We start from the raw sequence: 11,858 nt of genomic DNA, 5'->3' as shown, positions 1-11,858 counted from the left end.
AGCCGGGCCAGAAAAAAGTAATTCTCGCTTAACGCTTGGAGAATTGCGGCTTCTTACGCGCTTTGCGCAGACCGACTTTCTTACGCTCAACTGCACGAGCGTCGCGAGTTACGTAACCAGCTGCACGCAGCGGCTGACGCAGAGACTCGTCATACTGCATCAGAGCGCGGGTCAGGCCGTGACGGATAGCGCCCGCCTGACCGAAGGAACCGCCGCCCTTCACAGTTACATTGATGTCGAATTTCTCGACCATATCGACCATTTCCAGCGGCTGACGCACGATCATGCGCGCCACTTCGCGGCCGAAGTATTCGTCCAGGGTACGACCGTTAACGCTGATTTTACCTTCACCCTGCGCGATAAATACGCGAGCGGTGGAGGTCTTGCGGCGGCCGGTACCGTAGTATTGAGTAGTTGCCATGAGAATGATTCCGTTTAGATCGACAGTTCAATCGGCTGCTGGGCCGCATGAGGATGTTCGCTACCCTTGTACACCTTCAATTTCTTGAACATGGCGCGACCCAGTGGGCCCTTAGGGAGCATGCCTTTCACAGCACTTTGGATAGTGCGCTCAGGCGCCTTGTCGATCAGCTTCTCAAAGCTGATGGATTTAAGACCACCAGGGTAGCCGGAGTGGCTGTGGTAGATCTTGTCTTTGGCCTTATTGCCGGTCACGCGGACCTTTTCGGCGTTGATTACTACGATGTAGTCACCGGTGTCCACGTGGGGCGTATATTCAGGCTTGTGCTTGCCGCGCAGGCGGTGGGCGATCTCGGCGGAAATACGGCCGAGAGTCTTGTCCGCAGCGTCAACAATGTACCAGTCGCGAGTGACCGCTTCTGGCTTGGCACTGTAAGTCTTCATGTTATAAAACACCTGTATATGGCTCCCGAAATGGGGGCCGTCCCACGAAAAGAGCGCGAATACTACATAAGCGCCATGGGGTTTTCAAGCACAAAATTGAGCAACTTGTGAACAGCCCGTCTCGCTCCAGACACCCTCACAACCCCTCCCTGCGCCGTTCGCTATATAAGGAGAGAACACCTATTCCGCACGGTGCGGCTGCGCCAGATACTCGCGGGATTGCATCTCCTGCAAGCGACTCACCGTGCGCTCAAATTCAAAGCGCAGCTGACGCCCGCCGTAAAGACGCTCAATGGGCTCCGCCGCCGACACCACCAGGTTGACGCCACGGTCATAAAACTCATCGATCAAATTGATAAAGCGCCGCGCCTGACTCTCGGTACGCTCATTGAACTGCGGGATATTCGCCAGCAGCACCGTATGAAACTCACGCGCCAGCTCGATGTAGTCATTCTGGGAGCGCGGCCCGTCGCACAATTCGGCAAACTCAAACCACGCCACATCATCGGCGATACGCACAGCAACAATAGGACGCCCCTCGATATCCAGGGTGACCTGCTCGCGCACCTCAGCCCCTTCCACAATCAGGCTATTAAAGGAGCGCGCCAGGCTGGCATCCGCATCGTTATCCAGCGGGCTGTGGTACAGCTCGGCCATTTCCAGGGCGCGCAAACGATAGTCCACCCCGTTATCCACATTGACGACCTTGGTATGCGCCAGCAGTAAATCAATCGCAGGCAGGAAGCGCGCACGCTGCAGGCCGTCGCGATATAGGCCCTCGGGCACGATATTGGAGGTTGCCACCAGGGTAACTCCGCGCTGGAACAGCTCCTGCAGCAGATTGGCAAGGATCATTGCATCGGTAATGTCTGACACAAAAAACTCGTCAAAACACAGCACGCGCGCGCGCTCCGCAATACGATCCGCCACCTTTTCCAGTGGGTTCTTTTGCCCCGCCAGGGACTTTAACTGGCGGTGAACCTCGCGCATGAAGCGGTGAAAGTGGGTGCGCTGCTTACGCTCGAAGGGTAGCGACTCATAAAAGGCGTCCATCAGGTAGGTCTTACCGCGGCCGACACCACCCCAGAAGTACAAGCCCTTCTCTGGCGCTTGCGTCCCGCGCCACAGGCGACGCACCCGCGCGATCAAACCACACTCTTGCGCACCCGCAATCAGACGCTCATATAAATCCTGTAACTCCTCCACCGCAGCCTTCTGCGCAGGATCTGCGACAAAATCGGGACGCTGTAGGTCGCGCTGGTAACGCTCCATGGGAGATAGGCGCCGCGAAGACGCTGATGAGGCAGTCTGATGCTGTTCCGTGACCATCTAAGAGAAACCGTTCATTAATATAAAGGCGACACTGCCAAAGAGCGACCAGTGGCACCCATACTTGGCACCACAAATTCAAGCGGAAGAGTCGACTACAGTTCGACTGGCGCGCACTTTACCAAATCCCCCACAAATTGGCACAAACGCCGCCACAGCGTAGCGGGTGGAATTGCGTATAATAAGATCGCCGCCACGGATTGGCCGGTGCCATTTTTCTAAGAGGAGGAAGTATCGTGCACTCAACTTCGGTTTTAATTCTGGTGGGCGTGATTGGCCTGACCCTCGGCGCATTGCTGGCATTTCTCGCAACTCGCGGACGCCAGAGCATTGATCGCACCCGGGAACTGGAATTGCGCCTAAAGGAAGCCAACACCAAGCTGGAAGACTTCCAGCTGCAGGTGAACGAACATTTTGATCAGACGGCGCAGCTCGTCCACAACCTCACCGAAAGCTACCGGGATGTTCACGAATACCTGGCGAATAGCGCGATGCGCCTGTCGAGCCAGGATATTGGCCGGCAGATGCTGGAAGCAGGCAGCGGCCAGCTCAGTGACAGCAAGGACGACCTGAACGTACTGCCCCCTCGCGACTGGGCCCCCAAAGAGCCTGGCGCCAAAGGTACCCTGTCGGAGGAGTTCGGCCTGGAGAAAGAAGCCGCCGCACCGCCCCCAACACCGGCGCAGGAAGGGGTTTCTCACCGCTGAGTCCATGCTGGGCCCCTATCATGCGGGGCCCAAATAGTGCGAACGCGCACCGACCCGGATTCAAAACACGAATACATACAACAAGACACAAAAAAGGCGGGTTACCCCGCCTTTTTTGTGTCGCCCCCGCCCTGCATAGCGCGAGCGACCTGTACCACACTGCGAATTACAGGTTCTGGTAATAATCCATCAGGATCTGTGCGACCTCTGGGCGGGAAAATTCCGGGGGCGGCGCAACGCCGTTACCCAGCATTTCGCGCACCTTGGTGCCTGACAGCAAAATGAAGTCTTCCTTGGAGTGATCCGGCACGTCACGCATCATGACGACACGGTTCAGTTTCTTCGAGTAAGCGGTGTGGTCTGCACGGAAGATTTCAATCTCCAGCGCACCCTCGGGCACCTTGTCGTCGAAGATGGTCTGCGCATCGAACGCACCATAGTAATCACCAACACCGGCATGGTCGCGACCAACAATCAGGTGGCTGCAGCCACAGTTTTGGCGGAATACCGCGTGCAGAACCGCTTCACGTGGGCCCGCGTACAGCATGTCGAAACCATATCCGGTCACCATCACGGTGTTTTTGGGGAAGTAGTCTTCCACCATTTTGCGGATAGCGGCATCGCGCACGTGCGCAGGGATATCACCCGGCTTCAACTGGCCCAGCAGCATGTGGATAAGTACACCGTCCGCATCGACCGCTTCCAGTGCCATTTTGCACAACTCTTCGTGGGCACGGTGCATGGGGTTACGGGTCTGGAAAGCAACAACCTTGCTCCAACCGTGTTCCACAAATTCATTGCGGATTTCCACCGCGGTACGGAAAGTATCCGGGAAGTCCGCCTGGAAGTAGCTGAAGTTGAGCACTTCAATGGAACCGGAGATCAACTGACGACCTGCACCCTTGAAGGTCGCAACACCGGGGTGGGCGTCATCCAGGGTACCGAACACGTGCTCGGCAATGGTATTTACCTGCTCGTCGGTCACTGTTTCGATGGCGTCAACGTCCATCACCGCCAGCACCGGGTTGCCCTCAACGTTCGGATCACGCAGGGCAATGCGCTTGGCACCGGCGATCGCGGCCGTATCTTCGACCATATTCACCACAGGCACCGGCCAGAACAGGCCGTCCACAGTGCGCAGAGTCTCGGCCACACTCAGGGTGTCCGCGAGGTTCATATAGCCGTGCAGCGGGTTGAAATAACCTGCACCCAACATCACCGCATTCGCCGCCGCCGCGGAGCTTACAACAATGGAAGGCAGGGACTCCGCTTCGTGCGCGAGCTGGTGATGGCGCTCGGCATCGTAAACAAAGCGCGGCTGCAGCTCGACACTGCCGTGTGGACGAACCAGGGACATAGATACTCCTGAAAATGAGGAACCAGACGAAATTTTTGAGCGCCACATTATACGCATTCGCGACGCCATACCAAGGGTCTGGATCACCACCGGGCTAGAACTTCTGATGAGGACACCAGAACCGAAAGACGTATAATGACCCCAAACCAAGGAGCCTTCGGTGTCATTACAACGATTTGTGCAAGACTGGGCCATCCCCGCCGTAATCGGCCTTGCGGTGGCCGCGGCGCTGCTACTGGTGTTCCCGCACCTGCGCGGGACAGTCAACACCCCCGCTACGGGCGCCGCCTCCGGCCCAGTGTCTTATGCCGCAGCAGTCAATTTAGCGGGCCCCGCGGTGGTAAACGTGTTTAGCCGGATACCCTTGCGCAACCATCCATTGGCCACACACCCGCTGTTCCCTTATTTCCTGAACAGAATGACTCCTCTGGAGCGAGAGCGCCTGCAACAAAGCCTCGGCTCCGGTGTTATCGTCAGCGAGGATGGATATTTACTGACCAACTTCCATGTAATCTCCGGTGCCGAGCAGGTATCTGTGGTGCTGGCTGACGGCCGCGAGGGGCAGGTCAGCTTGGTCGGTGCCTCGGCAGAGTTTGATCTTGCGGTCCTCAAGATCGACCTCCCCAACCTGACCGCTATCGAGGTGGGCGACCCGGATCAGGCGCAGGTCGGCGACGTTGTACTGGCCATCGGCAATCCCTGGGGGGTCGGACAGACGGTTACCCAAGGCATTATCAGTGCCACCGAGCGCGACCTGCGCAACACTGGTGTCGGCGACTATTTACAGAACTTCCTGCAAACTGATGCTGCGATTAACCCCGGTAACTCTGGCGGCGCGCTAGTCGATGCCCACGGCAAACTCCTTGGCATCAATACACGAGTCCTTGACCAAGCCGCCTCCACCAGCGGCATCAGCTTCGCGATCCCATCAAACATTGCCCTAAAAGTGATGCAGGACATTATCGAGTTCGGACGGGTCGTTCCCGGCTGGCTCGGTATTGACGCCGACAACCTGAATCCGAAACTTGCACGCTCGCTCAACCTACCTTCGACCAATGGCGTTATCGTGTTAGGGGTCGATAAGCGGGGGCCGGCCCACCAGGCAGGACTAAAACCCGGTGACGTAATCACTCACATCAACGCCACCCCGATTAATGATGGCGTTCACGGGTACGCGGCAATGGCCACACTGCGCCCCGGGGAAGTCGTAACGATCACCTATATTCGGAAAGGCGACATCCTTGCCACCCGCGCCGTCGTCTCAGAAAGACCCGATGACGTGACGGCACCGGCTCCTTAAAAAAGCACAGCAAAGGCCGACAGGAGAAGATAAACAGTGACCTGCTCAAATAACGCTTTTAAAGCGCTCCTACTGACGCTCGCAACGCTACTCTCGAGCACCGCTTTCGCCAGCGACCAAAACGACCTGAATACCATGCTAGACCAGTTCCTTGCCGGTGCCGTCAGTGACATCAAAGTGCATGAGCGCTTCTGGGCAGACGACCTGGTCTATACCAGCTCGAGTGGACAGCGTTTTGGCAAGAAAAAAATCATCGAGGGCATGCGGGAAGCGGAAGGCGAGGCCAAGCAAGCGGCCGCAAGTATCACTTACCGGGCTGAGGACACGGACATCCGGCTATTCGGGAATACCGCGGTGATTACCTTCCGGCTTGTGGCTGAACCTAGTGGCGCCGACACAACGGCGAAGCAACCGGAGAAGAGCGAATTCTTCAACACCGGGACCTTCGTCAAACGGAGTGGCAAGTGGCAGGCAGTGGCCTGGCAGGCAACGAAAATCCCACCGGCCGCTGCTGCATCGAGCGATTAGGCCACGGACGTTACTCTAAACGGTCCCGCACGCGGTATTCGGCAGAGCGGGCATGGGCATCCAACCCCTCCCCTTTCGCCAAGGTCGCGGCAACCCGCCCGAGGGTGTCGGCACCTTGCGGAGAACAGAAAATAATCGAGCTGCGCTTCTGGTAATCGTAAACCCCTAACGGGGAGGAGAAGCGCGCAGTGCCACTGGTAGGCAAGACATGATTTGGCCCGGCACAGTAATCACCAAGTGCTTCCGCGGTGTAGCGACCCAGGAAAATAGCACCGGCATGACGAATCTTTGGCAGGTACTGTTCCGGCGCATCTACCGACACTTCGAGATGCTCCGGGGCGATCCGGTTGGAAACCTCAATCGCTTGCTCAATATCACGCACCAGAATCAATGCACCGCGATCCTTTAGCGATCGACTCGCAATCTCTTCGCGAGGCAAATCCGCCAGTAGTTTTTGCAGAGACGCTTCCACTGCATTCAGGAAGTCGGCATCCGGGCTCAACAGGATGGACTGGGCCTGCTCATCGTGCTCGGCCTGAGACAGCAGATCCATGGCAATCCAGTCCGGATCGGTTTTGCCGTCGCAGATCACCAGAATCTCGGAAGGCCCGGCGATCATATCGATAGCCACCTGGCCAAACACCGCGCGCTTGGCCGAGGCGACGAAAATATTGCCCGGACCGACAATTTTATCGACCTTGGCCACAGTCTCTGTACCGTACGCCAGCGCGGCAACGGCCTGTGCGCCACCAATGGTGAACACCTTGTCGACGCCGGCTATGGCCGCAGCCGCCAGCACCAGGTCACTGAGCTGATCATCCGGAGCCGGCACCACCATCAGCACTTCATCCACACCGGCAACCCGAGCAGGGATGGCATTCATTAGTACTGATGAAGGGTAACTCGCCTTACCTCCGGGCACATAGATTCCCACCCGTTCCATGGCGGTGATCTGCTGACCCAATACCGTGCCATCGGCCTCCTGATACTGCCAGGATGCCTGCAATTGATGCTCGTGATAGGCCCGCACGCGCTCTGCCGCGGCCTCGAGCGCGGCCCGCTTATCCGCGGGGATCCGCGTCAGCGCCGCCTGTAAATCTTCGTGCTGCAGGCAAAAGTCTTGCGCCTGCTGTAACTCGCGACGGTCAAAACGGTTGGTGAACTCAATCACCGCCGCATCGCCACGGGACCGCACCTCACTCAGGATTTCCGCAACCGTCGACTCAACACGCGTGTCGGCGACCGACTCCCAGGCCAGCAAAGCGTCGAGCTCTATGGAAAATCCTGCCGATGCGGCATCCAGCCGGCGTATGGAAAAATCACTCATGGAGGACTACTCCCCGCTCCGGGCGCGCACGGCTTCAGCCAACTGCTCAATCAGCGCGTTGATCGGGCCATACTTCATTTTCATGGAGGCCTTGTTCACAATCAGGCGACTGCTGATATCTGCGATTTCATCGCGCGCTTCCAGGCCATTCGCTTTCAGTGTGTTGCCGGTATCAACAATGTCCACAATTTCATCGGCAAGGTCCATCAATGGCGCCAGTTCCATCGCACCATACAACTTGATGATATCGGCCTGGCGCCCCTGCGCAGCGTAATAACGCTTGGCTGACTGCACGAACTTGGTAGCAACCTTGATACGCCCACTGGGCAGTGGGGCCCCTTTGATACCCGCCGTCATCAGGCGGCAGCGCGCGATATTGAGATCCAGCGGCTCGTAAATGTTGCTGTCATCGTGCTCCAACAGGTTATCTTTACCGGCCACGCCCATATCCGCAGCGCCATGCTGTACATAGGTGGGCACGTCGGAGCCACGAAGGATGAGCAGGCGAACATTTTCCTGGTTGGTTGGGAAAATCAGCTTACGGCTTTTGGCAATATCTTCTGCCGGCTCCAAACCTGCGGCCGCGAGTAGCGGAAGAGTTTCCTTGAGGATACGCCCCTTGGTCAGGGCAATAGTGATCTGCATAGCAATTATGGTTGTCTGTAAGCCCGAAATACCCGGGCTAATGTGCGTGGATATGGCTCCCAAAATCCCCCGGGAGCTTATCGACTCTTGTTTGGCCGCGCCAATAAAAATCTAGAATAACGCTAGAAGGAAGCGGGCTCGCACCCGCCCCGACAGAAGAGAGCTAGCCAGGGACGCGACGAATGTTCGCACCCAATTGCTGCAATTTCTCTTCGATGCATTCGTAACCGCGGTCAATATGGTAAATACGATCGACGGTGGTAGTGCCTTCGGCCACCATACCGGCAATAACCAGGCTTGCGGAAGCTCGCAAATCCGATGCCATCACTGGCGCGCCCGTCAGTTTTTCCACACCGGTGACAATCGCGGTGTTGCCCTCGAGGACGATATTTGCCCCCATACGATTGAGTTCGTGCACCTGGATCAGGCGATTCTCGAAAATCGTCTCCACCACGGTTCCCTTACCCTCCGCAACCGCGTTCATTGCGGTGAACTGCGACTGCATATCGGTGGGAAATGCGGGATACGGCGCGGTACGGAAACTCACCGCCTTCGGACGGTTGCCCTTCATATCCAGTTCGATCCAGTCGTCGCCGATACTGAGGTGCGCGCCCGCTTCCTCAAACTTGACCAGCACGGCATCGAGAATGTCCGCACGGGTGTGGGTCAACCGCACCTTACCGCGAGCCGCAGCGGCTGCCGCGAGGAAAGTACCGGTTTCAATACGGTCCGGCATCACAGAGTAGGTGCACGGGTTCAGTCGCGCTACACCATGCACGCGAATGGTATCGGTCCCCGCACCCTCGATTTGCGCACCCATCGCCATCAGGAACTCGGCCAGATCGACAATCTCGGGTTCACGCGCTGCGTTGTGCAGCACGGTAGTGCCTTCGGCCAAAACGGCCGCCATCAGCAGGTTCTCGGTGCCGCCAACGGTCACCTTTTCCATCACGATATTGGCACCCTTGAGGCGGCCATTACTGCGCGCGCGGATAAAACCTTCATCGATGGTAATTTCCGCACCCATGGCCTCAAGACCTTTCAGGTGGATATCCACAGGCCGGCTGCCGATGGCACAACCGCCAGGGAAAGAGACATTCGCCACCCCGTGACGGGCCAGCAACGGGCCGAGCACCAGGATAGAGGCGCGCATGGTTTTCACCAGCTCATAGGGCGCGGTGAGCTCATTGACCGAACGCGGATCAATCTCCACACCCAGCTTTTCATCAATGGTGATTTCGGTCCCCATGCACCGCAACAGGGTGATCATGGTGGTGATATCGTTGAGGTGCGGCAAATTATGGATTTGCACGGGGCCGTCAGGGAGCAGCGCCGCGGCAAGAATCGGCAAAGCGGAATTCTTGGCTCCGGAGATTTTCAGGGTTCCGGAGATGGGGCTGCCCCCTTCGATAATCAGTTTATCCATGCGTTACGGTTTCCCATCGCGATACAAAAGTGCCTGCATCACAAAAAATTACAGTCCAGCCTCTTCGGGCGTGAGGGTTTTCATTTGCACCGCGTGCAGGGTGCCGTCGGCGATTTTGTCAGACAGCGCCGCGTAGACCAGCTGCTGCTTCTTCAGGCGACTGAGGCCGCTGAACGCGTCACTGACCACGGTCAGCTGCAGGTGGCTACCTTCAAAGGCGACTTCTACGTTACTGCCGGGAATGTGCCCTTCAATCAGGGACTTGATTTGATCTGGCTGCATAGGAGGGAATTACTATCGGATAACAAAGAGCGCGCAAGTGTACTGGAATAGCGCCCGGTGCGCAGCCGCGTTACCGCCACTGCACACCGCTGTGAGAATTCGTCGCAGGGATCAGGGCGTACCTGCAACCTTGTCGGCCGCAGACCAGCCAGCAATCACCTTGTCGATATTGCCGCTGTTTGCCTGCATGGCCTGGGCAAACTGACCGCGGAACGTCTTGCCCAGGTTTACCCCGTTCAAGATCACATTAATCAGTTTCCACTGGCCACTGCGATTGCGCACCAGGGTGTAGGAAACCTTGGTCAAACCCTCTTTACTACGCACTTCCTGCAACACATTGACACGGTTGCCTTTCGGTGCGGTTCCAGGGTTAATCACCTTTACGTCGAGATTGCCGAAAGTAGCAACGCCACGGGCAAAGGTCGCAACCAGGTCACGCCGAAAAGCGCTGGCGAATTTGGCGCGCTGAGCCGGGGTCGCCTGCTTCGCGTAGTTGCCCATCACACCGCGGGCAATGAAATCGAAATCCACCACCGGCTCCAGAACCCGGTCGACGGCGTTGTAGTAACGCTGCGGGTTGGAGCTCAGGTGCTGCCCCTCTGCGCGGATGGTATTCAACAGCTGCCCGGAAACCCCTTCGATCAGGGTATAGGGGTTTTGTGCGGCAGTCGCGAAAGGCGCCACCAGGCACAGCAGCGCGGCAGACATCCACAGACTCGCGGCGCGCACGACACGCATCACTGCGGAGCCAGAACGCTTTCCAGTGCTATCAGTAGAAATAAAGGTAGAAGTGAGTGCACTCACAGGTCATCTCCCATTGGCAATTCGTCCCTTGGATGCCCACAACGTCAAAAAGTGTCATGGGACGCCGAAAATTCACGTTGGGTTACGCAAAAAGGCGGATTATGGATTCGCCCCGGCTCTGCTGCTGACATTAGCGGCGGCAAACTATACCATGGCGGCCCCGCGGACAAGCGGCACTGGGTCACTTTGCCTTGAGGCGCCGCTTTTTGAGCCAATATTGATAGGTTAGCACTTCTGCCAACCAAACAGGCGGCTTCCGCAAAGCTACGCTAGAGACTGCCCCGAGACAGTGAGACAAATGATGGGTAAAGACCTGATTCTCCAGGCGGGACGCCGCACCATATCCATGGAGACTGCCGCGGTGGCGGCACTGGAAGCGCGCGTTGACGACAACTTTCACCGTGCCTGTGAACTTATGTTGGGCTGTAGCGGCCGGGTAATCGTGTCGGGCATGGGCAAATCCGGTCATATTGGCCGAAAAATAGCCGCCACCCTCGCGAGCACCGGTACACCGAGCTTTTTTGTGCACCCGGGAGAGGCTAGCCACGGCGACCTGGGCATGATTACCCGCCACGACGTGGTCATCGCCATATCCAATTCTGGCTCATCGGCGGAAGTACTTACCCTGCTGCCGCTATTGAAGCGACTGGGCATTCCCCTGATCAGCATGACCGGCAAGGCAGACTCCCCCCTGGCACAGTCTGCAGACGTCAATCTCGACATCGCAGTTGAAACCGAGGCTTGCCCACTGAACCTGGCGCCAACATCGTCCACCACCGTCACCCTGGTAATGGGCGATGCCCTGGCGGTGGCACTGCTCGAAGCGCGCGGCTTTACCGCCGAGGATTTCGCCTTCTCCCACCCTGGCGGAGCGCTCGGCCGGCAGCTGCTGCTCAAGGTTGCCGATGTCATGCACGCAGGCGAAGAGCTCCCCCAGGTTTCACCGGACACGCCGCTTTCCAAAGCGCTGCTGGAGATGACCAGCAAGGGCTTCGGTATGACCACCATTGTGGACAGCAGCGGACACCTGATTGGGGTATTCACCGACGGTGACCTGCGCCGGGTGATCGACCAGAAGCTGGAACTGGACGCTGCCACCATGGAACAGGTGATGAGCCGTCGCCCGAAGACGGTGAGTGCGCACACGCTCGCCGCGGAGGCCCTGCGTATTATGGAAGACAACAAAATCACCGCGCTGGTGGTGGAAGACCCGGAACACCACCCCATCGGCCTGCTGCACATGCATGATGTTTTGCGCGCCGGCGTTATCTGACCGCACTGAAGGACGA

At 57.7% G+C, this 11,858-nt stretch carries 13 protein-coding genes; 4 read left to right on the top strand and 9 right to left on the bottom strand.

The genetic code is table 11. From position 1 onward, the window contains the following. Positions 1–28: 28 nt before the first annotated feature. From rpsI to zapE, 3 genes are all read right to left on the bottom strand, one after another. Complete coding sequence (rpsI, locus tag AS89_RS0110275) at positions 29–421, bottom strand: 30S ribosomal protein S9 (RefSeq protein WP_010132513.1); 393 nt, start codon at positions 419–421, stop codon at positions 29–31. Between the two features lie 14 nt (positions 422–435). Then, positions 436–864 (bottom strand): 50S ribosomal protein L13, encoded by a 429-nt coding sequence (gene rplM / locus AS89_RS0110270; protein WP_010132512.1) that lies wholly within the window; start codon positions 862–864, stop codon positions 436–438. Positions 865–1,044: 180 nt separating this feature from the next. Further along, positions 1,045–2,136, bottom strand: coding sequence for a cell division protein ZapE (zapE, locus tag AS89_RS0110265; RefSeq protein ID WP_010132510.1), 1,092 nt, complete (start codon positions 2,134–2,136; stop codon positions 1,045–1,047). A 293-nt stretch (positions 2,137–2,429) separates the two neighbouring features. Between zapE and AS89_RS0110260 the strand changes: the two genes are divergently transcribed. Further along, positions 2,430–2,900, top strand: a complete 471-nt coding sequence (locus tag AS89_RS0110260) for a YhcB family protein (protein ID WP_010132509.1) — start codon at positions 2,430–2,432, stop codon at positions 2,898–2,900. A gap of 166 nt (positions 2,901–3,066) precedes the next feature. Here AS89_RS0110260 and sat read toward each other — a convergent pair whose 3' ends face one another. Next, positions 3,067–4,257 carry a sulfate adenylyltransferase gene (sat, locus tag AS89_RS0110255; protein ID WP_010132508.1) on the bottom strand — a complete coding sequence of 397 codons (1,191 nt, stop codon included), beginning with the start codon at positions 4,255–4,257 and terminating at the stop codon, positions 3,067–3,069. Positions 4,258–4,417: 160 nt separating this feature from the next. Between sat and AS89_RS0110250 the strand changes: the two genes are divergently transcribed. Then, positions 4,418–5,557, top strand: a complete 1,140-nt coding sequence (locus AS89_RS0110250) for a S1C family serine protease (RefSeq protein ID WP_010132506.1) — start codon at positions 4,418–4,420, stop codon at positions 5,555–5,557. Between the two features lie 36 nt (positions 5,558–5,593). After that, positions 5,594–6,085, top strand: coding sequence for a nuclear transport factor 2 family protein (locus AS89_RS0110245; RefSeq protein WP_010132505.1), 492 nt, complete (start codon positions 5,594–5,596; stop codon positions 6,083–6,085). Between the two features lie 10 nt (positions 6,086–6,095). On the opposite strand, the gene hisD is transcribed toward AS89_RS0110245, so the two are convergent. The 5 genes from hisD to AS89_RS0110220 all read right to left on the bottom strand — a co-directional run bounded on the left by hisD (position 6,096) and on the right by AS89_RS0110220 (position 10,569). After that, entirely contained in the window at positions 6,096–7,412 is a 1,317-nt protein-coding gene (hisD, locus tag AS89_RS0110240) for a histidinol dehydrogenase (protein WP_010132504.1), read from the bottom strand. 6 nt (positions 7,413–7,418) lie between these two features. Then, positions 7,419–8,057, bottom strand: a complete 639-nt coding sequence (gene hisG / locus AS89_RS0110235) for an ATP phosphoribosyltransferase (RefSeq protein ID WP_010132503.1) — start codon at positions 8,055–8,057, stop codon at positions 7,419–7,421. A 163-nt stretch (positions 8,058–8,220) separates the two neighbouring features. Then, complete coding sequence (murA, locus tag AS89_RS0110230; RefSeq protein WP_010132500.1) at positions 8,221–9,483, bottom strand: UDP-N-acetylglucosamine 1-carboxyvinyltransferase; 1,263 nt, start codon at positions 9,481–9,483, stop codon at positions 8,221–8,223. 48 nt (positions 9,484–9,531) lie between these two features. Then, positions 9,532–9,765, bottom strand: a complete 234-nt coding sequence (locus AS89_RS0110225; RefSeq protein ID WP_010132498.1) for a BolA family protein — start codon at positions 9,763–9,765, stop codon at positions 9,532–9,534. Positions 9,766–9,876: 111 nt separating this feature from the next. Beyond that, complete coding sequence (locus AS89_RS0110220; protein WP_237709668.1) at positions 9,877–10,569, bottom strand: MlaC/ttg2D family ABC transporter substrate-binding protein; 693 nt, start codon at positions 10,567–10,569, stop codon at positions 9,877–9,879. Positions 10,570–10,870: 301 nt separating this feature from the next. On the opposite strand from AS89_RS0110220, the gene AS89_RS0110215 reads away from it, so the two are divergent. After that, positions 10,871–11,842, top strand: a complete 972-nt coding sequence (locus AS89_RS0110215; RefSeq protein WP_100169342.1) for a KpsF/GutQ family sugar-phosphate isomerase — start codon at positions 10,871–10,873, stop codon at positions 11,840–11,842. The last annotated feature ends 16 nt before the right edge of the window (positions 11,843–11,858 follow it).

This window comes from Microbulbifer agarilyticus S89, assembly GCF_000220505.1.
Lineage (GTDB): Bacteria > Pseudomonadota > Gammaproteobacteria > Pseudomonadales > Cellvibrionaceae > Microbulbifer > Microbulbifer agarilyticus_B.
This window is presented reverse-complemented; position numbering and strand designations above follow the sequence as displayed.

Bases quoted from the DNA above. Each gene is read 5' to 3' on its own strand.
- zapE (WP_010132510.1), bottom strand. From the start codon at position 2,136: ATGGAGCGTTACCAGCGCGACCTACAGCGTCCCGATTTTGTCGCAGAT.
- AS89_RS0110225 (WP_010132498.1), bottom strand. From the start codon at position 9,765: ATGCAGCCAGATCAAATCAAGTCCCTGATTGAAGGGCACATTCCCGGC.
- hisD (WP_010132504.1), bottom strand. From the start codon at position 7,412: ATGAGTGATTTTTCCATACGCCGGCTGGATGCCGCATCGGCAGGATTT.
- sat (WP_010132508.1), bottom strand. From the start codon at position 4,257: ATGTCCCTGGTTCGTCCACACGGCAGTGTCGAGCTGCAGCCGCGCTTT.
- rpsI (WP_010132513.1), bottom strand. From the start codon at position 421: ATGGCAACTACTCAATACTACGGTACCGGCCGCCGCAAGACCTCCACC.
- rplM (WP_010132512.1), bottom strand. From the start codon at position 864: ATGAAGACTTACAGTGCCAAGCCAGAAGCGGTCACTCGCGACTGGTAC.
- murA (WP_010132500.1), bottom strand. From the start codon at position 9,483: ATGGATAAACTGATTATCGAAGGGGGCAGCCCCATCTCCGGAACCCTG.
- AS89_RS0110215 (WP_100169342.1), top strand. From the start codon at position 10,871: ATGGGTAAAGACCTGATTCTCCAGGCGGGACGCCGCACCATATCCATG.
- hisG (WP_010132503.1), bottom strand. From the start codon at position 8,057: ATGCAGATCACTATTGCCCTGACCAAGGGGCGTATCCTCAAGGAAACT.